Raw genomic sequence first — 25,931 nt, 5'->3', positions numbered from 1 at the left:
ACATAGTATGGAATATGAATAAGGGAGAGATACAGACTCCCTATATTCCTTCCACTTAATCCCCTTCCCCCCTTAAAAACGAGGAAGAGTGAACCACTTCATTATATTCATACGGTTTTCTTTTCCTTTTTCACGAACCGAGTGGAAAATTTCACTAGTGAATGAACCCATTTTCGTAGCAACCTCTTTTTGCATCGCTTTATTTTCCGATGCCGTTTTCACACTTAAATCTAATGCCTGTTCAAAATGCTCTAACGCTTTTTCCAAATGATATTCTACATCTTTATCTACAGCTTTATGCATCATGCTTAATCTCCCCCTCTTCATCCTGCGCTTGTTCAGCTGCCGCTTCTATCACTTCTTGTTCATCAGTAATGTCTTCTTCCACATAAGAAAGTTCTTTCTCAAATTGCTTTTGCATTCTATCGATTTTCGCTTCCACAATAATATCTTCTACTTCTTCTTTAATTGTTTCAAAAGTAGACTTCACACCTCTTGCTCCTGATTCAACAAGCGGACGAAGTGTATTTCTTACAACAGGTAATAAAGCGGCACTCGCTAACGCTAAAGTAGATCCAATAACAACTTTTCGTATCATTTTCATTGCTCCTTTACACTGTTTTTAATAATGCAGATTCAGAAACTACCGGTTTTACTAAATCAGTATTCTTATATGAAACTAAATTAATAATAGGTTTCGAGATTTGAGACACTGTGCCCGCTACAAGAAGAACAGGTATCCATTGCGTGAGTGTTAACGGAACCGTATGGAATATACGAGCTAACGGCGGTACATATATAGCTGATAGTAATACGAGCCAAGACATTCCTAACGCTGCAATAAAGAAACGATCTTTTGACCAATCACGCATTGTTTCTTCTGATCCCTCTTGTCTCCAAGAGAAAGTTTGAATGAGCTGTCCGGCAACTAAAGCCGCAAATGCTGATGTTTGTGCTACTGGAAGTGGCACCCCAACTGCTAAACTAATACCAAATACAGCGAGCGAACCTACCCCAAGCAATACTCCTCTTGTCACAACTTTTTTGTACAAATCTTTATCAACAATATCTTGGCGTTTCGTTTGCTTCGTTTTGTTTCCAGGGTTTACAGCTAAAATCATCGCTGGTAAAGCATCGGTAATAAGATTCATTAATAAAATTTGAATTGGCACTAACGGAATTGGCATTCCTGCAATAACAGCAGCACTCGTCACTAATACTTCCGCTAAATTTCCCGTTAATAAACAACCAACTGCTTTGCGAATGTTTCCGATGATCGTTCTACCTTCTTTTACCCCTTCAACAATTGAACCGAAATGATCCTTCTTCAAAATCAAATCAGCGGCTTCTTTCGTAACTTCTGTTCCGGTTTGCCCCATCGCAATACCGATATTCGCCTTTTTTATAGCCGGTGTATCATTTACACCATCTCCAGTCATCGCGACGATTTGACCATCAGCTTGGAAGGCAGTTACAATTCGTAATTTATGAGCCGGAGTCACACGAGCAAAAACAGATGTACTTTTCACAACTTCTTTTAATTCCTCATCTGCCATGTTATCAATTTCTAATCCCGTTAAAACACGATTTTCACGATTCCAAATTCCAGTTTGTTTCGCAATCGAAATCGCCGTAGTCGGATGATCTCCCGTGATCATTACTGGCCTCACACCTAACTCAATCGCTTCACGAATACTCTCTTCCACTTCAGGTTTTGGCGGATCAATCATACCGACTAATCCAACAAAAGTAAGATCATCATGTTCGCCATCACTGTACGCAAAACCTAATACTCGTAATGCTTGTTTTGCAAATTCTTCATTTTGTTGTAAAATAACTTCTTTTTGCTTATCACATAACGGATATATTTGACCGTTATCTTGATACCATTTACAACGAGTAAGAATTGCCTCTACAGAACCTTTCGATAACTTATATAATTCTTCGTCGTTACTCTCTTTACAAACAACACTCATAATTTTCGTCTCTGAATCAAACGGTTCCTCATGATGGCGTTCAAATGACGCCATATTTTCATGCAGCACACCCGCTTTAGAAGCTAAACTTAATAAAGCTCCCTCAGTCGGATCACCTTTCACAACCCATAGGTCATCTTCCTGCTCTAATTTACTATTGTTACAAAGGACACCAATTTGAAGAATGCGAGCTAAATCAGGATTTTCTAGCGGCATACTTTCCGTTTCATGATAAATAGCCTCTTCTACATCCGTATCTACAGCAGCAGCAACTTTAGATGAAGTTACATCAGCAATCGCTCCTACTGGTTCATACCCATCACCCGTTACACTCCATAAACGATTCGGCGTAGCAATTACTTTAACCGTCATTTCATTTTTCGTAAGAGTTCCCGTTTTATCAGAACAAATAACCGTTGTTCTACCGAGCGTTTCTAAACTCGAAAGCTTCCGAACGAGTGCATTTTGCTTTTGCATACGGAATATACCCGCACTTAAAGCAATTGTGATCATAATTGGCAACCCTTCTGGAACAGCAGAAGCAGTAAGAGCAACCGACGTCGTGATCATTTGCGTAATTGGCAGTCCCCTTAGTAGCCCCGCCATAAGTACAAGACCACCAGCTACAAATGCTCCTTTAATAAATGTTTTACTAATAGATGTCACCTTTTGCTGCAGCGGCGTAGGCTCTGTTTCTTCTCCTTTCATTAAGGAGATCATATAGCCCATCTCTGTACACATACCTGTTTCTACTACAATTGCTACCGCTTTACCGCGTGTTACAGACGTCCCCATAAAGAGCATATTGTTTCGTTCTGCTAACGAACATTCTTCTAGCATAGCGTCCGCTTTCTTTTCAACTGGAAGTGACTCTCCCGTTAACATCGCTTCGTTAATTTCTAAGTTCCAAGAGTTAACAACGCGAAGATCAGCAGGTACGCGGTCTCCCGCTTCCAGGCAGACAATATCTCCCGGAACGAGTTCACTACTTGATATTTCTATTTCTGCTTCTTCTCGTATTACTTTACAAACAGGGGATCGGAATTGATTTAAAGCCTCAACTACCTTTTCCGCCTTCCGTTCTTGAAGCGTCCCAATTATTGCATTTACAACGAGAATTGTCCCCATTGCTAATCCATCAAACCACCCACCAGATATAACAGATAACCCGGCTGCTCCAAGTAAAATAAGCGATGTAAATTCTTTAAATTGGCCCATAAATGATGCAATCCAAGGAACTGACGGTTTCGGTTCAATTTGATTCATTCCGTATTCTTCTTTTCGCATATTCACTTGCGCACTACTTAATCCATATTGCTTTTCAACTTGTAATCTATTCATTACCTCTTCTTGCTTGAGTGTATACCACGGAATTTGATCTATTTTGGCAGGAATCGCTTTCGGCTGAGAAGAATCCATTCTCGACAATTCTCCATAAGAAAATATCTTCTCACTCATTCTTTTCGCCCTAGATAAGAACGTTAAAGATAAAGCATTTGCCAATAAGGCGATTACAGGTGCTGTGAATATAGACCAAACTGCTAACATCTCTCCCACCACATTCCACACTTTCGCTGCGCGGAAATGCTCATTCACCAATATATTGATTCGGTTTGCATACGCTGTAGATTGAGAGATATTTTTTATTTCTTCAAATGATATCGACGGAAAATCGGTATTTTGATCAGTTGCAAATAATACCTCTTCTCCATTTGAACGAAGCAATTTTACCCGTTCGACAGCATCACCCTGCTGCCAGCTATCATCCATACCATAATGAGAAAGAATGTTACGATTTACATGTAAACTATTTTGCAAAACGCCTATACTCCACTTATTTTCACGTAACCCATTCACTACTTCTTTGAATTCAGGAATAATGGTAACCTTCGATCCAACTAATAGACCGAAGCATTTTTTATTTTTAGCGACGAACTGAACTTGAAAACCTTCTTTTTCAAGTCTCTTCGCTTCCAGCTCATACGCACTTATATCTACACCATTTCGCTCGGCAAAATCTTTACTTCCGAAAAAGGAAGTTATCCCTTGAATTTCACCTTTTATCCCTTCATTCTCTACTTGAACTTCAAACGTCTTTCTTAACGTTCTTCCAGTTTTCGCCGCCTGTTGCACGACTTCTTCTTTCCAAACATGCTCACTTTTTTCAATAAGAGAAGCGGCTGTGCACCAAACTTGCCCGTCATTTTCATCTTGTGAAATACAACTCATTCCCTCTGCTGAGACCTGGAATATACGAGATGTATCATCCAATACTATCGTTTTTGTCCGAGACAATTGCGATAACGACCCACCACTCGGAATGACATATCCTCTTTCTCTTGCAACAAGGTCACCTTGTCGCCACGCATATTCTGCCGATGAGACAGCTGGTTTGGGATTAGCAGCTAATAAAACTGCCATTCCGCGCAAAGGATTTCTAGTGAAAGCCCAAGTTGCTCCACCAAAAATCATTCCCCATTTTGATTGTTTTTCACTATAGGCTTTAATCTCCGGAGAAAGGAGATTTTCTTTATACGCCTCATTTTCTTCGTTTATGTTTGCTTGACTACGCTTCCAGTTTAAGTAGTTTAATAGGCTAAGACCGGCAAGCACGACAATATTCTCCCGCGCGAGCGCAAGTGCAAGTGTTCCTACACCAAGCACTAGATCAGAATTCACCTTTTTGCTAGCAACCATTTTTTTGAATCCTCGTTTAAGGAACGGATAACCTGTCACAACAGATAAAGCTCCGGATACATAAAAAAGACCAGGACTTCTAGCTAAGGCAGATCTACCCATAAATAATTGTTTTATGCCGAAAGCACCTAACCCAACAACTGAAAGTGCTAACGGTAACGGAACACCTTCATCTTTTTTTCTCTGAACAGTGTCATTATTACGAGAAATTACACTAGATGAATAATCTATTAATTCCTTCTTTTCTTCACTGCTATTATGACTATTCTTTTTTCTATTGACCACTTGTGCTTCTATAAGTTGAATTATTTTACAAATGTTATGTAGGGAGGTCTTGTTGATATCGTAAGTAATAAGGGCTCTTCCTGTAGAAATAGAGGGACTTACTTGATAAATACCTTCCGCTTGACTAAATCGGTCTAATATCAAGTTCGCCATGTTCTTGTTGTATTTTAGCTTGTAAATTTCAATTCGAATTCTTCCAGGTAACGATCGTATAAATCTCGTTTTTAATGATTTACTTTGCATCATCATCCTCCTTATCGTCTTGAAGGAAGTAAAAAGATTGATTGCTCATGTGGTACTTAAGGACTGACGGGCAAATTTTCATAATCTATATTTTGCTCAGAATGATACGCATTTACACGAGAAACCCATTTTTCCTGGAATTTAGAAATTGTATTTGGAACAGCTTCTACCGCTCCTAAAATTGGTGATACTGTTCTCACAGCCACTTTACGTGCCGCTTCTTTCACTTTTGGTAAAGCTTCTTCCATTTCTGAACTAGCACTTTGAATTTGTTCTTTCGCACCAAGAAAAGCTGATACTGTTTTTACTGCTAGTTTTCGTAATCCCTTCCTCGCTTTTGGTGATGCCAATATAACCGCTGCTACCCCAATCGCTATACCAATTGGAGATTTCATAAATCGAAACATATTCATTTCTCCTCACTTAAAGTTATTTCGAATCTTTAAAACGAACAACTCATATACAATTAAGTAACCTTGTAAACCATTTCATCACATCCCTTATTTTGTAAAAAGTATATAAAGAGTATATATTTTTGTTTGTATTATTTCAACAATTTATTAGTTTTTTGTAAATTTTATGTTAATTCTGAAGATTATTTTGTAAATACTTCTATTTCTACGTAATGGGATAAGTAATATATTCCATAATCTTTTCTTACTCAATTGTTGAGATTTTGTTGAGAATTCATTTTGTATTTTTACAAATTATAAACAAGGACATGCACTTTTACGAAACAACTTTTATATACTATAAAAAACACTATAAGGAGTGATTTTCATGAGCTTATCCTACTGGAAATACGCTATCCTCAATCACATCACTGTAAATTTCCGCACCTTCTTATTCAATATTACTGTCGCTATTTTAGGTGAAATCGCACTCTTTCTTGTCCTAAGTTTTATTCCAAAAAGACTTCATAAATTTTTCGCATAAAAAAGCCTGAGTTCCTATTGATGTAGAACTCAGGCCACTTAGTTTTATTAAGTAAAAGGAAATTATCACCTTTATCGTTTTTGCTATATATCGAAATTGATACATATAATTTATTCGCATTTGCGCTCGTGTATCCCCATCTAGTATTACAGAAAATATATCAACGATTTTTTAAATATATCGATCGTTTCCTTCTATTATATCGACTTTTCGACACAACATATCGATTTACCAACAAATTCCGACATGACGGAAGCGAAGAATCCCCCCTCATAACTTACGAATCACCGTACTTACTTTTGTTCAAGCTTAATATAATAAGAAACGCAATCGCTATTACAGCTAAAAAGCGAACTGGATTAAACGGTGTCCCTACCGTTTCATTAAACCGATGATAAATAAAAGGTATCATCTCAAGTACCATTAACCCCATCGCAATTTGAATCGTCTCAGCCATCGCTTTATTTTTTATAAACGCGGCGCGCTCATCACCTTGTTTCCCGATCGTTATAAACATCTTTACAATAGCAAACACAACAAATAAAAAGACACTTAAAGCAATAATAAAAATCGCAACATTCATGAAATACACCTCTTGTATGTAAAACTTATTTGACAATAGTATAACATCTTCTATACATCGTGTAAAACATCTTTTACACAAAAAGACGACCGAAAATTCTTCCAGTCGTCTTTTCCTATTTACTTCGGAGCATTCCCTACATACTGCGTAATATCAACATTTAACGCCCCAGCTAAACGCATTCCATAGTCATGATCTGCACGGAAGAAGTTACAAATAGCAAGTAATTTCGTGCGTTCATTTACATCTCTTAAGTCATTTGTTAAATTCGCAATTAAGTTTTCTTGCTCTTCTTTAGAGAATGAACGGTAACGCTCACCCGCTTGTTTGAAGTCATTCGGTTTATCAATTTTTTCACGAGATACGTAGCCTTCTACTTTCATAGTTGAATCGCGGTAAGCTGGATCTTCAACTGGATTTTCAGTATGGCGACTCGGTTCATAGTTTATTGTAGATGTGTTTTGATCCACTTGCATCGCACCATCACGTTGTTGATTACGAACAGCAGCGTATGGGCAGTTTACAGGAATTTGTAAATAGTTAGCACCAAGGCGGTAACGCTGTGTATCTGGGTAAGAGAATAAGCGCCCTTGTAATAATTTATCTTCAGATGCTTCAATACCATTTATAGTTGCACTTGGAGTAAACGCCACTTGCTCTACTTCCGCAAAGAAGTTTTTCGGGTTACGATTTAACGTCATTGTCCCTACTTCTATTAATGGGAAGCGATCTTCTGGCCAAACTTTCGTTGGATCTAATGGATCGAAATCTAAAGAATCCGTTTCATCTAGTTGCATTACTTGTACGTGTAAATCCCATTTCGGATGGTTTCCTTTTTCGATTGCATCAAATAAGTCACGAGTTGCATGGTTGAAGTCTTTTCCTTGTACTTCTTGCACTTCTTTCGCATTTAAATTACGTACACCTTGCTGCGGTTTCCAATGATATTTAATGTAAACGATTTTTCCTTCTGCATTAATCCATTTAAATGAATGTACGCCGAAACCTTCCATTTCACGATAGTTTGCTGGTGTACCATAATCAGAAAATACCCATGTCATCATATGTGTAGATTCTGGAGTTAACGTCATGAAATCCCAGTAACGATCTGGCGTTTGAACATTTGTATCAGGTGCTGGCTTTAAAGAATGCACCATGTCAGGGAATTTAATTGCATCACGAATGAAGAAAACAGGTAAATGATTACCTACGATATCGTAGTTTCCTTCTTCTGTATAAAATTTAACAGCGAACCCGCGCGGATCACGAGCTGTCTCTGGAGAACCTTGACCGTGAATAACCGTTGAAAAACGAACGAATACAGGTGTTTCAGTTCCTTCATTTTGTAAAAATGCTGCTTTCGTATATTGCTTCATGCTGTTTTTCGTTACGAATACACCGTGGGCACCTGCACCACGTGCATGCACAACGCGCTCTGGAATACGTTCACGATCAAAGTGAGCAAGTTTTTCTACTAAATGATAGTCTTCTAACAATACCGGTCCACGGCGACCAGCTGTACGAGAATTTTGGTTATCTCCAACTGGAGCACCTTGGTTTGTTGTTAAGCGATTATTTGGATTCATCAAGGGGGAACCTCCTCTTTCTTTCATAGTAATTATTATTTATTTAAAATTATTATAAACTAATTATTATTCAAAACTAAATCCTTGTCAACTATTTCCTTCATTTTTTTGGAAACAATTTCAGCTGAACAATCAATAAATACAGATTGTGAATTGGGCATATTTGGTCTAAAATATGCGGCATTTAATTCATCCGTTACAACTTTACACTCATAATCGTTGTCATATAAAGTGAAACTTTAATCAGTGGGGGGGTGTTCATCCCACACTGATTATTAGTTGAACCAATCGGGCATTTACGGGCAGTTGATCTCCCACCTAACTTCTTTGCTCCAGCTGAATTTTGAGGTGGCAGTTTTACTGCCCGTTAATGCGGGATAAAACTTCTAAATAGGGCAATGTGTTTTAAACCTAAGTAACAAACAAATTCATACTCTGTAACATTTTATTCATTGAATCTGTTAATTTATGCGCCTGCTCTTTCGTTATTTTCGCAAGCGGTGAAATTCCACCAATTGCTTTATACCGTCCAATTAAATCTTGGAGCGCTTCTTCAGACGGCTTACACCTGTGACGAATGTGAGTATAATACGCCATCACAAGCAAACCTATTTTCTTCTTCGTCATCTATATAACATCTCAATTTTGGAAATGAGAATCTTTTTCAAGAACATTCGTTTCCAAGTATAACAAGTGATAATAAATACGTCAAAGTAATAATTATAAATAAGTATTATTTATAATATGATCTTAAATTTTATATGATAATTTTTTTAATAAAAAAAGCGGCTCACATACATGTAAGCCGCTTTTCCCTTATTCTTTAATATTTACCCCATACTCTTTAAACCAAACATGAATTTGCGCTAAATGCGCTAAAAGTTGAGGCCCTGTCATTAATTGACCGAACCATGGCGTTTGAAATGCACTTCCACCAGACTCGATCAACCCGCTCAATTGCTCTTTATCGAACAATTCATGCAAAATTGAGCCTTTATCCGTTAATAAATCTTGGAGCCATACTGTGACTGCTTTCGTATAGTGCGGATTATGCGTTTTCGGATACGGACTTTTCTTTCTATACAATACATCATTTGGAAGTAATCCTTCTAACGCCTTACGCAATAGACCTTTTTCGCGGTTTTTATACATTTTCATTTCCCAAGGAATATTCCACGCATATTCGACAAGTCGGTGGTCCGCAAATGGAACGCGTACTTCTAAGCTTGCCCCCATACTCATACGGTCTTTTCTGTCTAATAATGTTGTCATAAACCATACCATGTTTAAATAAAATAATTGTCGTCTCTTCGCTTCTAATGGGCTTTCTCCCTCTAAAATAGGAACTTCTTGAATGGATTCTTCATAGCGTTGTTGCACATATTGTTGTAAATTTAATTTATTTCTCCATTCTTTCTTTAGAAGTTGTTCACGCGCTTCTGTAGAACGCATCCACGGAAATGCACTTGATTGTAAATCATCTTCTCTATAAAACCACGGATAACCACCGAATATTTCATCTGCACATTCTCCAGATAAACCGACGACAAAATCTTGTTTTATTTCACGGCAAAACCATAATAATGACGAATCAATATCTGCCATACCAGGCAAATCACGAACGAGTACTGCTTCTGTTAAATACTGTGCTAGTTGTTCATTTGAAATGACACAACGATGGTGGATTGTTTGAAACGTCTCCGTCATTAAGTTAATAAATGGTGCATCTGAATTTGGCTGAAATGCATTTGCTTTAAAGTATTTGTCGTTATCTTCATAATCAATAGAATACGTGTGCAATTGCCCTTTCCCTGATCTTTCATATTCTTTTGCGGCAATTGCTGTTATAGCACTTGAATCTACACCGCCTGATAAAAAAGTGCATAGTGGTACGTCAGAAACTAATTGCCTCGTAATCGCATCTTGTAATAAAAACCGAGTTTTCTCTACTGTTTCTTCAAATGAATCTTCATGTTTTTTACTTTCCACATTCCAATATCTCCATATGCATAAACCGTCTTTTGAAAACGTCATTGCATGACCAGGGCGCAGTTCTTGAATACCAGCATATATACCGTGACCAGGCGTTCTAGATGGTCCGAGGCCGAATATTTCTGACAACCCTTCCAACGATACTTCCGCCTTCACATCTGGATGCGCCAGTATCGCTTTTAACTCTGAACCAAATAATAATCGCCCGCTATCATATTTATAAAATAGTGGCTTCACACCTAATCGATCTCTTGCAATAAAGACTCGTTCATTTTTCTCATCCCATACTGCAAACGCATATATACCGTTTAAATGATCGACACATTCTTCTTTCCATTCGATATAAGAGGCCAATAGTACTTCTGTATCAGAATGCCCTTTAAATGTATAACCTCTTCTTAATAACTCTTTGCGAATATCTTCTGTATTGTAGAGCTCTCCGTTATAGCAAATCGCATAACTCGTTTCATCTTTCAAACAAGTCATGGGTTGTTTACCACCTTCAGGATCTACAACGATTAACCGTTTATGCCCAAATGCAACGTTCCCTTTAATCCAAACTTTATTATCATCTGGACCGCGTTTCGCTAGCGTTTCCGCCATCTTCGTCACGATGTCCCTTTCCCCTTCTAATGAGCGCTTATAATCCACCCATCCTGTAATCCCGCACATAAGAATCATCCTTCCTAATCTAATATCTGTTTCTGAACGTGCAGTAATCCCCACCCTATGAGTGCGGATACATAAAAATAACAAACTTGACGATAACTAACTTTCCATATACGGAATAGCAGTTTCACTGTGTGAAGCGTGTTTTATTGTATGCCCATCTATCTTTAGGTGTGTCTAGTTATAAAGAACGTACGAAATGTCCATAACAAGAATAACTACTTCTATAAAAGGAGAAATGAACTATGGTACAACGCAAACATATTTTGTATAACCAACCGCGCGCTCATTCAATCGGTAATGTGGAATATATAAACAATGAATGGGTATTCTTTGATGATGAAAATGATGAGGCTTTTCTATTAGAAGATATTGCCGAAGATGGTTTTGAAATTTTATATAACAACAATTGGCTACCAGCTCGTTTTTATGAACAAGACATATTGCAAATTGCAAATGAACAACATTCTCTCCAAAACGGGGAAATGATACGAATTCGAAAAAAATTACTTCTTAGCTATAATGAATGGCTTGAGGAGTTACCTGACTCTGTCTTTACATTATTAACCGAATCATTACAATCGCTTCATTACTCTTTATATGATTGCATGTATTGTCATAATTATTTATCATTCTTACCGAAAGATGAAGCATGCGAAGGAGTAAATATTCTTTTATTCGATAACGACGAAATGATTTGTACATTGCAGCATCATTTCGTACGCCACTCTTCCTCTAATAAAAATATTTTGCGATTTACGAAAGTAAACGGAGAAGAGTTACATATCGATGCAATATAAAATAAAAAAACCACCTTATCTCCCAAATACTTGAGATCATAAGGTGGTTTTATTTTCAATTAAAATACTTGCCAGCCAATTGGTAATTTCAAACCAAGATAAAATACCGCTACAAGTGCGATAACAAATAATCCCCAAAATGCCCCTGTTGCCTTGTTCTTGCTCATTTTCACAAGAACCATTTCCATTCCAGCGATTACTAAAATACCAGCTAGCATTTTTAGACCGTACCACATGTGCATGCTACCTGTTGCTGTCTTCACAATACTCATGTACAACATGAAGCCTGTCACAATAATAATAATGTACATAAGGCGAAGCCCCATATGTACACCTTTACCTTTTCTTCCTGCTGAATAAAGTGAATACGCAACGAAGAATAAAATTAATCCTAACGCCCATGCTGTAATATGCATATGTACCATCGTATCCCTACCTCCTCTTTTCACACTTTTTCACTCTATATGATAACATGTTCATTTATTTTCAGGAAATGTTTCGCTTTTTTACATTTAAATGCTATAATATTTAGAGTATTTACAAACTTCTTGTAATAACAAAAGGGGGAACAATCATGATTCAAACTAAGGATATTATCGAACTTACAGACACATACGGGGCAAATAACTACCATCCACTTCCAATCGTTATTTCTAAAGCAGAAGGCGTTTGGGTAGAAGATCCTGAAGGAAACCGCTATATGGACTTACTAAGTGCATATTCTGCAGTAAACCAAGGTCATCGTCATCCAAAAATCATTAACGCTTTAATTGACCAAGCTAATCGAGTTACGTTAACTTCTCGTGCTTTCCATAGCGATCAATTAGGTCCTTGGTACGAAAAAGTTGCGAAACTAACAAATAAAAATATGGTACTTCCTATGAATACAGGCGCAGAGGCTGTTGAAACTGCAATTAAAACAGCTCGCCGCTGGGCTTACGATGTGAAAAAGGTAGAAGCAAACCGTGCAGAAATCATCGTTTGTGAAGATAACTTCCACGGACGTACAATGGGTGCTGTTTCTATGTCATCAAACGAAGAGTACAAGCGTGGCTTCGGTCCAATGCTTCCTGGCATTATTGTAATTCCTTACGGTGATTTAGAAGCGTTAAAAGCTGCGATTACACCAAATACAGCTGCATTCATTTTAGAGCCAATCCAAGGTGAAGCAGGAATTAACATTCCACCAGCTGGTTTCTTACAAGAAGCTTTTGAAGTATGTAAAAAAGAAAACGTTTTATTCGTAGCAGATGAAATCCAAACAGGCTTAGGCCGTACTGGTAAAGTATTTGCTTGCGACTGGGACAATGTAACTCCTGACATGTACATACTTGGTAAAGCACTTGGCGGCGGCGTATTCCCAATCTCTTGCGTTGCAGCAAACAGCGATATTTTAGGCGTATTCGAGCCAGGTTCTCACGGTTCTACATTCGGTGGTAACCCACTTGCATGTGCTGTTTCTATCGCAGCTCTTGAAGTATTAGAAGAAGAAAAATTAACAGAGCGTTCTCTTCAATTAGGAGAAAAGCTAGTTGGACAATTAAAAGAAATTGATAACCCAATGATTACTGACATTCGCGGTAAAGGTTTATTCATCGGCATCGAATTAAACGAGCCAGCTCGTCCTTACTGTGAACAACTAAAAGCAGCTGGGCTATTATGTAAAGAAACACACGAAAACGTAATTCGTATCGCACCACCTCTAGTAATCTCTGAAGAAGATTTAGAGTGGGCATTCCAAAAAATTAAAGCTGTACTATCTTAATCATAGTGAGGTTGTCCTAAATATAGGACAACCTCTTTCTTTTTTTAGTAATTTACCGTAAAATAAAATTGAATATTCTGTTTTCTAGAAAAAGGGGGTAACTGCATGCTATTGAAATACGGTAAACATATTAACTATTTAGCTACAATTTTTATTTCTATGACATTCATCGGCTTCATATTATCTACAACTTTACTTAGTCATTATTCAACTCCTAATACATTCACACTACTCAAAACATCATTTTGGACTGCTGTTTTCCTTACAATTATCGGTTTTGGCCGTGAGAGAAGCGCACTTGCAGTTATGCTAATTGGAATTTGCACTTTAGCATTAATCGGATTGTATATTTTCGCCATTATAGATTACTCCGTTAATCCACGCCCATAAAAAAGAGCTATCTTTTCACAAGATAGCTCTTTTTTCATTTCACTATATTTCTTAGCGTACCAATTCCCTCTACTGTAACAACAACTTCATCACCAGCATGTAAAAACTTCGGTGGTGTAAAACCTTTACCAACACCAGCTGGTGTCCCTGTTGCAATGATATCTCCTGGCTCTAATGTCATACCTTTACTTATAGTTGAAATAATTTCTTCTACTGAAAAAATCATTTCTCTCGTATTTGAAGTTTGCCTTACTTCTCCATTTACCACTGTTTCAATGTGTAATGCATTCGGCGTTCTAACCATCGATTTATGAATTAAATACGGTCCCATCGGACAAAATGTATCGAAACTTTTCCCTAGGAAAAATTGTTTATGTTTCCTTTGAATATCCCGAGCAGTTACATCATTTATAACTGTATATCCAAAAACATGATCAAGAGCTTTTTCTATTTTTATTTGTTTCCCTCGCTTACCAATAACGATTGCTAGTTCTCCTTCATAGTCTAGTTCATTCGTTGCGTGAGGGTGACCATTAATTTGCTCATCAATTCCGATAACTGTTGTTGGCGCCTTTGTAAAAATCATTATATTTTCAGGGATAGACTCTACTCCGCCCATTTCTACCGCATGCTCACGATAGTTCTTTCCAACACAAAGAATATTTTTTCTCGGCCTTGGAATCGGTGCTAATATTTTCACCTCTGCTAACGGATAATACGCCGATCCCGCATTTTCCTTCGCCCAATTTACAATGTCGCACACTTTCTCAAGACATTCGCTTCCTCTTTCAATACACTCTAACATGGTAATCGGGATAGTAACCTTTTCCCCTTTTTGTCTTTGCGCTTCTCTTAAATGTAATACTTTTTCTTCCTCTTCATCCACAATACCTACAAATACCTTTTCTTCTTTCTTCGCCGTTACAAAACGCAACATTTCCACTCTCCATCCTAAAACTCATACCCTTTAATTGTATTCGCATCCTTAAGAAAAAAACCTTCTTACACACGCTAATTTTTACAATATTCAACCATTCTTATATTTGTTCCTCATCCGTTATTTGACATAAAATGTAGAAATTATACTTTTTTTAGCGAAGATGTTTCTTTTTTATGGGATTTTTGTATAATATGTACTACATATATACATAAAATTTATTGAGAGATGGAGCCGATTTCAATGTTTGAGCAAGCTATCGAAAAAAAACGCGAAAAAATGATCTATTTTGCTGAACGCTACGGAATGACTTCTCAAAAAACAGTGGATTGTAGCCAGGAACTGGACAGGCTCTTAAATGTTGTTTGGCCTATACACACAGATTACACACACACTCAAATGTTCGAAACACATACGCAATAACGTATGTGCTTCTTTTATTTCAAAAAAACACACATTTTACTGAAAACGCCCATACAATAGTAGAAAAGAAAATTTTAAAAACGAAAGGTGTTTTGTATGCCAGCTATGGTCGGACATATTCGTATCGTTAATATTGGATCAAGTGGTATTTTTCATATTGGAGATGTATTTGCGATTAGACCTATTAGTTATTCACGTGCTTTTGCCGGGGCCGGCTCCTTTAATGTTGGTGATAATATCTCTGTCTACAACTATCAAAGTTCAACGACTGTAAATGATTCCGATGTAATTGATCAAGCAATAATCGGTTCTAACTAAAGGAGGCGATTGCATTGAATTTTTATGTGAACCAAAGTATCATCATTAACAGCATTAAAATTGATAGCATTACGACCTCTTCCGTTTTTCAAATTGGAACTGCAGGCAGTATTAAGGCTCTTTCTAAATTCTCAAATTCTGGCGGATTTACAGAACCTCTTCGCCCTTTACAGGCGAAAGGACAAATTATTTCCATTAAGCCATCAACTAGTTCTTCTTAGACCAAACTTATCATAAATATATAGCAGGAATATACCCTCCCTATTGAAAAGGAGGTTTCACAAAATGAATCAAGATATATATACTTACTTACACCAACTTCAGCAAGCTCTCCAAATACAGCAGCAAACTATTCTAAATCTTGAAGAGCAAGTTCGCCTACTACAAGAAGAGCTTAATGAGTTAAAAAGTCGTCCCTCCTCTTCTATAGGAAAAGTGGAATATAAATTCGATCAATTAAAAGTTGAGAACTTAAACGGCACTTTAAATATTGGTTTAAATCCATTTGCGACAAAAGGGCAGCAAATTGAAGATTTTCAAGTGGATACAGAAACGTTAAAGGTAAATCCTGAAACAGAAACAAATCCAGACTTTTATCAAGGTATCCTTCAAGAAATGCATCGCTATTTAGATGAAGAAGCATATAGTCGAATTCTCCATTTTGAACAAGAAGAGAGAACGCCGCTTGATGAGATGTATCGACAAATGATGGTGGATGACATAAAAAAACAGATGGAACATAGACTTCCGTATTATTTATCACAAGTTCAATCGTATGAGGGTATTTCCTCAGATCCCGATTATTTACGAGACGTCATTATTCAAGCAATGAAACAAGATATTGACAAAGCATTCCTATCTTTTATTCAACACATACCGGGCAATTTTCGAAAGGAGTGAGCATGTATGAATGTAAACGTCGTAAATCGTGAGTTGAAAGTAGGACAGATTAAAATGAACGGGGTTTCTTCTGCCGCATTATTTTTAATTGGAGATGCAAACCTTCTCATCCTTTCTTCTATTCTTGATACGCCATTCGAATCCGTTACAGAGGGGCCATTTGTACCATTAGTAACAGCTGTCCCTACGACTCCAGGTTGAGGAGACTCAAAATTATGTTACATCATGTTTCAGTTGTCCAAAATGTTTCTATTATTTCTTTGGGGATTGCTGCAGTATTTCAAGTTGGTGATGCAAATCAAATGGAATTAAAAAGCAGGGCGCTTTTGGTTCATCGGGAAATTCCTTGTTATTTAAAAGGAGAAGGTCGCTTAGATGCTTTTGAAATTTTCACAGATGAACACATTACTATTCCAAAGCGAACCACAGATGTAAAAGTAAATATTATAAATGAGTGTCCTTTTATTGAAGTAAACAACGTTGAAGTGCGGACACTTTTAAATTCTGGTTGCTTTCAAATTGGAAATGTTGATTATGCTTTTAATAACTCTCGTATTATGCAAATCCGCCAATTTATTACTGATGAACCTTCCTCTAAATAATTCATATAGTAATTAAAAAGCTTAGCAAAGTAGGTGGATGGTATGCCTTCGGTTGTAGGAAATCTCGTCGTTCAAAACAGTAACGGCTCTTTCAACTTAGGAGATTTTTATAACGTGTCTCCGAAAGAAAATACGAAAGCTTATAACGGGTCTGGGGCCTCCAATGTCGGATTTGTCGTCAATACTTTTAGCGGCGTTAGCGCAACAAACACATTCGATTCGGACGTTGCAGACCAAGATCAGATTGGAACAGCGTAAAAAAACAGCCTTAGCTCTATATTGTATAGAGCTAAGGCTGTTTCTTCTATTTTTTAACACCTTACATATTTACGCTTGAAACCAAGCCTTCCTCTATCAAGTTCCTTATGAATACTTTCGTAAGCATTTAGAAAACTGCTTTTCTTGTTGTCCCGTTTTAGTTCTACTATGCCTACTTCCTTTGCTGTTTCAACTGCCTTTTCATGTAGCGGCACATATGAAATCCCCACGGTGTTTAGAAAATTATTCATAGCGGATTTCGTTCGTTCTGGCGCATCATGAATTGTATTTTTCACAACTTCTAGCATATTGGCAATCTTACTTTCGGAAAATTCATTGTCTTTTCGATTTCCTAAAAGCCAGCAGTAACAACTCCAGCCCGCTGACATTCTTAGTTCGTCACCACTTGCAATCCATTTATCAGCAACGTCTTGTGCAAAATTTGATTCTGATAAAGTTACTGCCACCACATAATCGGACAGCATATAAAAGTACGCTCCATCCAGCCAACGATCAAAATCCGATTCATTCATAGTTTTTGGGTCTGCGATAATGCCTGCAAAGTACATCGCATCGTAGTTACCTGTGGCATACAGCTCTTCAGCTAAACTTTGATTGATTTTTATTTTCTTTGCGATTGGTTTCATAGCACCTGTAGCTACGCCAAAAAGTGGATCCTTTGCACCATTGGATATGTATATTTTTTTAGTTCGTTCCTTACCGAGAGTTTCAAGCTCTTGCATTACTGTTTCCAAATCCATAGTGTTGCACTTCCTTCCTTAATATTATAATCAATTCGCTTATCTTCTTTATCAAGTTCTCTACGCTTCATACATCCATCTTCTAAAGCGTTTTGTCCATCGATTCACGATTTTCAAAATGGGATTTCGTTATACGCGTTTATCCAGCTAATTAATACCGATTATATAAACTAATCATTAGTGAAGATGCTACTCCCCACTAATGATTAGTTTTTTTATTTAAATGATAATCCCTTATCTTCTAAAGCCGCTCTCAATTGAGGTAAAGATGCTGGCCCTATACCGTGCAGTTTCAAAATTTCTTTTTCACCATACTTTGAAAGTTCTTCTAAAGTATGAATTCCATAATGTTCTAACGCTCGCCTTGCTGGTGCTGAAAGAAGAGAAAGAAAGCCTTCTTTTGGCTTTCTCTCTTTCTCACAGGTTGGGCAAGTTGGACAATCGCTACTTTTGTAGTACTCGTGTCCTTGATCACAAATTCTTAACGTCGCCATACTCCATACCCCCTCTCTAAGCTCTATTCCTCAATATTTACAACATGATTCCCATCAAAGAAATATAAACATTTCTCTTTCACAGGATGTTTTAAGCTTTTCTCGATCGCTTTTGCATATAGTGAAAGCTGTACTTTATATCGGTCTTCTAAGGTTGGTTTCGCTTGATCAAATCCGCCTGGGAACTTTCCTTCAATCGTATCTGTTTTAAAGTCGATTAAAGTAATTCCGTCCTCCTCTTCGATCATGCAGTCGATAACCCCTTGGACAAGTATCGATTCGTCGCTCTTACCTTGCCAATCTTGATACGCCTCTTCTGCTGAAAGCATCATCGTAAATGGTACTTCACGTTCAACACTTTTTGCTGCTAATACCCTTTTACCTAAGTCACTGTCAAAGAATGAAATTACTTTTTCAATCGCTATTTCTTCAGCTTGTTCGAATGTTAATAATTCCTTATTTACCATTCCAGCAATTTGTTCTTGAAGAACTTCAATCGTAATTGGTTTCTTCAAATCTACATGCTGCATAACGGCATGGACTGCTGTCCCTCGCTCTGCGTACGTTAGTCCTTTTTTCTCCATAAAGCGCGGACGTGTTTTAATTGGTGCACGAAGTTTTTTAATAAAGGCGTTATCGCTACCTTCTTCAGATTGATAATTTCTCTTTATTTCTGTAACAGACTGTTTCGCACGATGAGATGTTGCATCCTCATACCCGTATTCCCACATTAATCTGTCATACACTTCTTCTTTTCGTTCACTTTCTAACGGAACAGCTTTTTTATCACGAAGCGCTTCTAGCAATTCTTGTTTCTCTTCTTGAACTGGTTCTGGTGCAAGTAAATCTTTTCCTTCAACAACTTCCACTTTCCAGCTCGCACTATATTCATAAATTTCGCCTGGAATATTTCCTTGTCCTAACTCAAGAAGCATTTCACTATCACGGTGTCTATACAATGAAGGTGCAATCCAATCTAAATAACATGACGCTCCGGCACGTATATGATCTGGTAATAACCATTCACTATGCTCTCTTGCATCGAGCCATTTTTCCATTTCCTTATTGGCATCCTTAACTGTTCCGATTAAAATTAACTTCTCTTTCGCACGTGTTAACGCTACGTATAGTACACGCATTTCTTCCGCAATTAATTCCATCTTCATTTTACGCTTAATCGCTAGTTGCGATAATGTCGTATATTTAATTCGTTTACGAGGATCGATAAATTGTGAACCGAAACCGAAATCTTTATGAAGTAAGAAACGCTTCATTAAATCTTGTGTATTAAAACGACGACCAAGTCCAGCTACAAATACAACAGGGAACTCTAGCCCTTTACTTTTATGAATCGTCATAATGCGAACAACATCTTCTTGTTCTCCGAGAGCTCTCGCCGTTCCCATATCATCTCCGCGTTCTAAAATACGCTCAATAAAGCGTAAGAAGCGGAATAATCCTCTAAACGATGTTGCTTCATATTGTCGTGCGCGGTCATATAGTACGCGTAAATTTGCCTGCCTTTGCTTTCCGGCTGGTAAACCGCCGACAAAGTCGTAATAACCTGTCTCACCGTACACTTTCCAAATTAAATCGGAAAGAGATTGTTGACGCGCAAATTCACGCCACCCTTGCAGTAAGTTATAAAACCACTCTAATTTATCATGCAGTTCTTGTTCTTCTTCAAGCGGCGCTCCTTTTAAGAATGAGCTCATCACTTCATAAAACGAGCCTTTCTTTCCATGAGCACGAAGCGTCGCAAGTTCTTCGTCATTTAATCCAACGATCGGTGAACGAAGTACAGCTGCAAGCGGAATATCTTGCATTGGATTATCAATAACGCGGAATACGTTCATCATAATATTTACTTCTGTCGCTTCAAAGTAACCAGTCGCAAGGTCAGCATATACTGGAATTCCTTGTAGTTTTAACTCTTCCATAATTTGCGGTGCCCACGGCATAGAGCGAAGTAAAATAACGAAATCACGGTATTGCACTTGGCGCATACTATCAGTTTTACGGTCATACACTTCATAACCTGAATCAACCATCGCTTTAATACGCTGCGCCATAAGACGAGCTTCAAGCTGCGCTTTTTCTACTTCTGCACCTTCTTCTCCGTCTTGCACTTCTTCTTCCGTTTGCTGAATGCATAGTAGTTCTGCTGCTACATCTTCACCTTCTGGATAGCTAGCACCTAGCTTTAATTCAGCGTCAGCATCATAATCGATTTCTCCGACTTCTTCGCCCATAATTTGTTTAAAGATAAAGTTCGTACCTGCTAGCACTTCATGACGGCTACGGAAGTTTTTCGCTAAGTCAATCTTCATTCCGCCGTCCAATCCTTCTTGTGTGAAACGTTTATATTTTCCTAAGAATAAACCAGGCTCTGCTAGTCGGAAACGATAGATTGACTGTTTTACGTCACCAACCATGAACAAGTTTCCTTCACTCTCAGAATCTTTCGTTACGAATTTAATAATTGATTCCTGTACGAAGTTCGTATCTTGATATTCATCGACTAGTACTTCAGCAAATTTATTACGATATTGAAGTGCTACTGCTGACGGCTTCATTTCACCGTTTTCACTTTGTTCGCTTAAAATTTGCAAACAGAAATGCTCTAAATCTGTGAAATCGACCATTCCTTTATCTCGCTTAATCGCTTGGAAACGATCTGTAAATACTTTTACAAGCTTCACGAGTTTTTCTAATACAGGATGCATATCTTGAAAATCTCGTAAGAAACTTTCTGGTCTACGGCTAAATAATTCTTCCTGTAATTTCTTCACTTCATCTTTCGCTTTATTACGAAGAGAATCTACTTGTTTTACAACATCTTCGTTGTAATCACTTTTCTTAATACGCTTTAATGTTTGCCACGATACATTTTGCATCGCTTCATAAACGCTTGTCCACGACCCACGAGCTGCTGAGGATAACGTTCCAAGTAAAGCTAAATCTGTTTGTAAAGTTTCGACGCGAGGCGCTGGACCATCAGGAAGCATTGCGAGTTCAGTCGCCTTACGAATATGCTCTTCCGCTGTTTCAAGCTGGAATTTCACATCTTCTAATAAGTAAGAAGCGTACACTAAATCTTCAATCGTCTTTCCTTCAACGTCGTATGCTTCTACTAATTTATCAAGCCACTTCTCCGGGTTTGGATGCGCTCTTGATTCTGTATGAAGCGCTAAAATCATTCGTTGTAAGTCATCGTCACTACGGTCACTCGTATAACGATCAACTAATTCAAAGAAAATACTATTATTTTCGATTCCATATTCTTCCTCTAATATGTCATCTAGCACTTCTTCTTTTAATAACTCATTTTCCGTTTGATTCGCAATACGGAAACGCGGATCAACATCAAGCATGTAATAGTATCCTCTAATTACTTGTAAACAAAATGAATGAATTGTAGAAATGGAAGCTTTATTTAATAAGCTAAGCTGCTTTCTTATATGCTGTGAACCTGGCCCATCAATTAATACTTTTTCTAACGCTTCCCCAATTCGATTTTTCATTTCTTGCGCCGCTGCATTCGTAAATGTTACAACGAGCAGGCGGTCGACATCGACTGGATTTTCCTCACTTATAATCTTTTTAATAATACGTTCAACTAATACTGCTGTTTTCCCAGATCCAGCTGCCGCTGCGACTAAAATATCACGTCCGTTCGCTACAACCGCTTTCCACTGGTCATCTGTCCATTGACTACCTTCTGGTTTCTGAGGCCAATTTTCTATCATTCTCCGCCAACCTCCTCTCTAATTTTCTCCATTGCTTCGCTATCTTTCATATCTTTTAATGTACGGAATTGGTTATCTTCAAGTGATTCATCAAATTGACAAACAGATTTGAAGTTACAGAACGTACATGCCGCTTTATTCCCCTTTTTGTAAGGAGCAATATCGATAACACCTTCTGTAATATCTTTTCCGATATTTTCAAACGAGTGGTGTACATATTTTTGAAGTACGTTAAACTCTTGTTCACTTGCAATGCTAGAACGCGCACTAAAACTACCATCTTTTTTCAAACCAGCAGAAATAATATCAGAGCTTCCTGTTGAAAGTTTATTATCCATTAAACGCACAACGTCAGCATCTCCTAGTACGAGCCCTTTCATTTTAAATTTCTTTAAAATTTCTTTCTCAATTTCTTCTTCAGATGCATCGCCTTTCATCTCAACAATTGGGTTATGAATATGGAAATACAATACACCCGCCGGTGATGCAGTACTGCCCTTTTTCATCCACGTATGTGCATTGGAAGTAACAACATCTAAATACGTTAACATTTGAAGTGCGAGTCCATAATACACTTCTGTTAAATCTAACGCTTTCGAACTTGATTTATAGTCAATAATACGAAGGAACGTACCACTCTCATCTTCCGCCTTATCAACACGGTCAATACGGCCAACTACTTCCATCTTCACACCATTTGGCAACGCAAATTCCATTGGCGGAAGCGATCCAGTCCCGCCCATACCGAACGGTACTTCTAAATCAACTGGTACAAACCCACTCGACTTTGCATGTTCACGAAGAATAAGTGACGTACGGAAAATGATTTGTTGTAGTTTTTGTTTTAAATAGAAATGACGGTTCGAACTTAATAAAATTTGTCTTTGTAATAACGGTGCAATTTCTTCTATTACTAAAGCAGAAAGGTGCTCACACTCTTTTATTGATAAATCCGCCCAAGTACGATTTTCACGTAATAGCTTGTCTGCAATTCTCTTCAGCGCTGCGTGGAATAACTCACCGATATCTGGCGCATCAAGTTTGAAAATATCACGCTCTCTTAGCGATAAACCGTGCTGAGCAAAATGAGCGTACGCACAGCGATTAAATAGTTCCATACGAGAAACGCTTCCCTTAATTGTATCTCCATATAAATCTCTACTTACAGCTGTACTTAATTTCTGCGCACGATTTCGGTAGAATAAACTTGATAACACGCGGCTACTTTTTTGTTTCCATTCATCTGAAGTTACGTAGAAATTATATACATCCCACCAAAAGTCTAAATTGCCTTCAAATCCGTATCGCTTCCACGTCTGCAGTTGCTGCATTACGTAAGACAACGTTACTTCTGGCGTTGCTACATATGAGATTTGTTCCGAACGCGATAAGTCATTTACATCATTCGTAATAAACGATTCTTTCACATCAGGGAACATTCTTTTTATTTTCTTAATAAAACTAGAAGCAAGTAACGTCTTTCCTTCTTCATCCGCAAGCGGACAGGAAATGTATAACTTCTCAGATGCTCTCGTCACCATTTGATACATAACGAACTGTTCTTCTAATAAAGTTTGTCTCGTCGTTGGCGCTAATTCGATACCTGCAGCGGTCAGAACATTTCTTTCCTCATCAGAAAGCATACCTTCATCCATAGGCGCTGCTGGAATCACTCCTTCGTTTACGCCAATAATGAATGTCGCTTTAACATCTGATAATCTAGAATGATCAATATTAGCAACTAACACTTGATCTAGCGACGGCGGAATGTTCGCAAATTGAAGTGCCTCAAGACCTGTCGTCATTACATCAGTAAACATAGACAGGGACATCTTCTCTTCGCCAAGCATCTCAACGAACGTATCAAGAAGGCTCATCACTTCTTCCCATACTTGCTCATGGTCTGTCGCAAATAAGAAATCTCCGCTTTCTTCTGCACGAATACGTAATGCTTCTAACTTCTTCGGAACGTCAAGTTCTTCTAAAAATAAGTAAACCGCTTCGCACATTTGCATAACTGTTCCCGCACGTTTTAATCTTTTTTGCATGCGAATAACAGGCGTTCTTACAACGTCACGCAGTCGATTTATTTTCTCTTCCATTTCACGTTCAATGTCTGTTATCATCCCGTCCGTATCGTCAAGCGAACGATAGCGGCGATACATCCACGGATCTTCAGAAGTCCATCTCTTCCCTTGTACACCGTACGCTAAACAGTAGTTTTCAAACTCATCCATCTCTTCGCGCATCGCTTCTTTTCTTACGTCTAATGGATATAAAAGCTCTGTTTTCACGCAGCGAAACACCGCATCATAACGCCAATTCCCGCTAATAATCTCTAAAGCAGAACGAATGCATTCTACTAACGGATGATGTGACATCGGGCGTTTTTCATCGATGAAATGCGGGATATTATAATCTGTAAATAACGTTCGCATCACATCGTAATAACTTTCCCCGTTACGAAGAAGGACTGCAATGTCGCGGTAACGATACTTTTCATCTGCGACAAGTCTACGAATTTCACGAGCAACACCTTCTACTTCAGCTCGTAAATTAGCGGCTGTACGAATCGTTACACTTGCTTCACCGTTAAATTTCTCATTCGGACGCGCTTCTAAATGAGCTAATGCTGGCGAATGAAAACGCGGCTGTTCCATAAGTGGAATTGTTTTTTCAATTTCTATTTTCTCTTCACGCGCTACTTGTTTTATTTTTTCATATGTTAACGTCGTTTCAAAAAATAAATCCAGTTCATTCACTGGCTGCGCTAACGTTTTTTCATCTATCGTTAACGTGATCGTGACTCTCGCTCCGCAAATCATGAGCTGTCTTAAAATTTCTAGCTCTTGCGGGGAGAATGAATGAAATCCATCTATATAAATTTCCGCACCTTTTACATATTCAGACTGCGGAAGCTTTTCCACTAGCAATTGTAAATAGTCTTCTGAATCTAAATATCTTCCGATTAAAGCACGTTCAAAATCATCATATAGTAATTGTAAATCATACACTTTATTCGCTAGTAGCTTTTGCTCTGCACTACTGCTATGCGTGTCTAATTGTTGCCACATTTCATATACGTTAGAAGGCGTCACATTGTAACGTTTAAACTCCGCAATCATACTACCAAGATGTTCAAAGAAACCGTTTTGCTCCGCTGCTTTTTGAAACACAGATAGTCCATCTTTACGAGATTCTACAATTTTACGAAGTAACATATGTACACCGGCTTCATCAATATGAAGACGACTCGCTCCGCCAACTTCTTGTAGCACCTTCCATGCTAATCGCGAAAAACTAAAAACTTGTGCCCGAATAGAACCTCTTACATCCTCACTTCCAATTAACGCCTGCTGCGTTTGGAATGTCATCTGTTCTGGCACAAGATATAATATTGTTTCCCCTCTCGGGCGCTGCTTTAACTCTTCTTGCACTTCGTGTAAACAAAGTGTACTTTTTCCACTTCCCGCTCTACCAATCACCAATCGAAGTGACATGTAACCCCACCTTTCACTTACATAACGAACGTTAGTTTGCTATCACAATTGTATTATAGGACGATAA

The 25,931-nt window shown here is 38.0% G+C and carries 23 protein-coding genes and 1 pseudogene; 10 read left to right on the top strand and 14 right to left on the bottom strand.

What is annotated here, in order from left to right; all coding sequences use genetic code 11:
• Positions 1–72: 72 nt before the first annotated feature.
• The 8 genes and pseudogenes from FT637_RS06695 to asnB all read right to left on the bottom strand — a co-directional run bounded on the left by FT637_RS06695 (position 73) and on the right by asnB (position 10,970).
• On the bottom strand, positions 73–306 hold the full coding sequence (locus tag FT637_RS06695; protein ID WP_193645642.1) for a hypothetical protein: 234 nt from the start codon (positions 304–306) through the stop codon (positions 73–75).
• Entirely contained in the window at positions 296–598 is a 303-nt protein-coding gene (locus FT637_RS06690) for a hypothetical protein (RefSeq protein ID WP_193645641.1), read from the bottom strand. Before FT637_RS06690 ends, FT637_RS06695 begins: the two co-directional genes overlap by 11 nt.
• Positions 599–611: 13 nt before the next feature.
• Entirely contained in the window at positions 612–5,201 is a 4,590-nt protein-coding gene (locus FT637_RS06685; RefSeq protein WP_193645640.1) for a cation-translocating P-type ATPase, read from the bottom strand.
• A gap of 56 nt (positions 5,202–5,257) precedes the next feature.
• Complete coding sequence (locus tag FT637_RS06680; RefSeq protein WP_193645639.1) at positions 5,258–5,608, bottom strand: YtxH domain-containing protein; 351 nt, start codon at positions 5,606–5,608, stop codon at positions 5,258–5,260.
• An 806-nt stretch (positions 5,609–6,414) separates the two neighbouring features.
• A complete protein-coding gene (locus FT637_RS06675) occupies positions 6,415–6,720 on the bottom strand; it encodes a hypothetical protein (RefSeq protein WP_193645638.1) in 306 nt (101 codons plus the stop codon).
• A gap of 119 nt (positions 6,721–6,839) precedes the next feature.
• A complete protein-coding gene (gene katB, locus FT637_RS06670) occupies positions 6,840–8,306 on the bottom strand; it encodes a catalase KatB (protein ID WP_193645637.1) in 1,467 nt (488 codons plus the stop codon).
• 59 nt (positions 8,307–8,365) lie between these two features.
• Positions 8,366–8,933, bottom strand: a pseudogene (locus FT637_RS30560) (ferrochelatase).
• A 189-nt stretch (positions 8,934–9,122) separates the two neighbouring features.
• Positions 9,123–10,970 carry an asparagine synthase (glutamine-hydrolyzing) gene (asnB, locus tag FT637_RS06655; protein WP_193645636.1) on the bottom strand — a complete coding sequence of 616 codons (1,848 nt, stop codon included), beginning with the start codon at positions 10,968–10,970 and terminating at the stop codon, positions 9,123–9,125.
• Positions 10,971–11,212: 242 nt separating this feature from the next.
• Between asnB and FT637_RS06650 the strand changes: the two genes are divergently transcribed.
• On the top strand, positions 11,213–11,767 hold the full coding sequence (locus FT637_RS06650; protein WP_193645635.1) for a DUF2777 domain-containing protein: 555 nt from the start codon (positions 11,213–11,215) through the stop codon (positions 11,765–11,767).
• 59 nt (positions 11,768–11,826) lie between these two features.
• On the opposite strand, the gene FT637_RS06645 is transcribed toward FT637_RS06650, so the two are convergent.
• Positions 11,827–12,192: a YisL family protein gene (locus tag FT637_RS06645; protein WP_071770332.1), complete on the bottom strand. Its 366-nt coding sequence runs from the start codon at positions 12,190–12,192 to the stop codon at positions 11,827–11,829.
• Between the two features lie 149 nt (positions 12,193–12,341).
• Here FT637_RS06645 and rocD point away from each other — a divergent pair, with 149 nt between their 5' ends.
• Positions 12,342–13,532, top strand: coding sequence for an ornithine aminotransferase (rocD, locus tag FT637_RS06640; RefSeq protein ID WP_000616665.1), 1,191 nt, complete (start codon positions 12,342–12,344; stop codon positions 13,530–13,532).
• Positions 13,533–13,637: 105 nt separating this feature from the next.
• A complete protein-coding gene (locus tag FT637_RS06635) occupies positions 13,638–13,922 on the top strand; it encodes a hypothetical protein (protein WP_002149887.1) in 285 nt (94 codons plus the stop codon).
• A 34-nt stretch (positions 13,923–13,956) separates the two neighbouring features.
• On the opposite strand, the gene FT637_RS06630 is transcribed toward FT637_RS06635, so the two are convergent.
• Positions 13,957–14,859: a fumarylacetoacetate hydrolase family protein gene (locus FT637_RS06630; RefSeq protein WP_002158910.1), complete on the bottom strand. Its 903-nt coding sequence runs from the start codon at positions 14,857–14,859 to the stop codon at positions 13,957–13,959.
• A 243-nt stretch (positions 14,860–15,102) separates the two neighbouring features.
• Between FT637_RS06630 and FT637_RS06625 the strand changes: the two genes are divergently transcribed.
• The 7 genes from FT637_RS06625 (at position 15,103) to gerPF (ending at position 17,360) form a co-directional block, all read left to right on the top strand.
• Positions 15,103–15,282 (top strand): aspartyl-phosphate phosphatase Spo0E family protein, encoded by a 180-nt coding sequence (locus tag FT637_RS06625; RefSeq protein WP_193645634.1) that lies wholly within the window; start codon positions 15,103–15,105, stop codon positions 15,280–15,282.
• 96 nt (positions 15,283–15,378) lie between these two features.
• Complete coding sequence (gene gerPA / locus FT637_RS06620) at positions 15,379–15,600, top strand: spore germination protein GerPA (RefSeq protein WP_002149890.1); 222 nt, start codon at positions 15,379–15,381, stop codon at positions 15,598–15,600.
• Positions 15,601–15,614: 14 nt separating this feature from the next.
• Positions 15,615–15,821, top strand: coding sequence for a spore germination protein GerPB (gene gerPB, locus FT637_RS06615; protein ID WP_001012506.1), 207 nt, complete (start codon positions 15,615–15,617; stop codon positions 15,819–15,821).
• A 64-nt stretch (positions 15,822–15,885) separates the two neighbouring features.
• Entirely contained in the window at positions 15,886–16,500 is a 615-nt protein-coding gene (locus FT637_RS06610) for a spore germination protein GerPC (protein ID WP_193645633.1), read from the top strand.
• Positions 16,501–16,506: 6 nt separating this feature from the next.
• The gene (locus FT637_RS06605) at positions 16,507–16,701 is read left to right on the top strand and encodes a spore gernimation protein GerPD (protein ID WP_193645632.1); all 195 of its coding nucleotides are present in this window, start codon (positions 16,507–16,509) and stop codon (positions 16,699–16,701) included.
• 14 nt (positions 16,702–16,715) lie between these two features.
• Entirely contained in the window at positions 16,716–17,102 is a 387-nt protein-coding gene (locus FT637_RS06600; protein WP_193645631.1) for a spore germination protein GerPE, read from the top strand.
• 42 nt (positions 17,103–17,144) lie between these two features.
• Entirely contained in the window at positions 17,145–17,360 is a 216-nt protein-coding gene (gene gerPF / locus FT637_RS06595) for a spore germination protein GerPF (RefSeq protein ID WP_001141570.1), read from the top strand.
• Between the two features lie 53 nt (positions 17,361–17,413).
• Here gerPF and FT637_RS06590 read toward each other — a convergent pair whose 3' ends face one another.
• The 4 genes from FT637_RS06590 to addB all read right to left on the bottom strand — a co-directional run bounded on the left by FT637_RS06590 (position 17,414) and on the right by addB (position 25,864).
• Positions 17,414–18,121: a DNA alkylation repair protein gene (locus FT637_RS06590; RefSeq protein WP_193645630.1), complete on the bottom strand. Its 708-nt coding sequence runs from the start codon at positions 18,119–18,121 to the stop codon at positions 17,414–17,416.
• Positions 18,122–18,336: 215 nt separating this feature from the next.
• Entirely contained in the window at positions 18,337–18,615 is a 279-nt protein-coding gene (locus tag FT637_RS06585) for an RNA polymerase alpha subunit C-terminal domain-containing protein (RefSeq protein WP_193645629.1), read from the bottom strand.
• 23 nt (positions 18,616–18,638) lie between these two features.
• Positions 18,639–22,364: a helicase-exonuclease AddAB subunit AddA gene (gene addA / locus FT637_RS06580; protein ID WP_193645628.1), complete on the bottom strand. Its 3,726-nt coding sequence runs from the start codon at positions 22,362–22,364 to the stop codon at positions 18,639–18,641.
• The gene (gene addB, locus FT637_RS06575; protein ID WP_193645627.1) at positions 22,361–25,864 is read right to left on the bottom strand and encodes a helicase-exonuclease AddAB subunit AddB; all 3,504 of its coding nucleotides are present in this window, start codon (positions 25,862–25,864) and stop codon (positions 22,361–22,363) included. Before addB ends, addA begins: the two co-directional genes overlap by 4 nt.
• Positions 25,865–25,931: the final 67 nt, after the last annotated feature.

Origin of the sequence: Bacillus cereus, from assembly GCF_015071065.1 — a bacterium.
In the GTDB taxonomy this organism is placed as follows: Bacteria; Bacillota; Bacilli; order Bacillales; family Bacillaceae_G; genus Bacillus_A; species Bacillus_A cereus_BA.
Note: the sequence above shows the minus strand (reverse complement) of the source record. Positions and strands in the feature narration are given on the sequence as shown.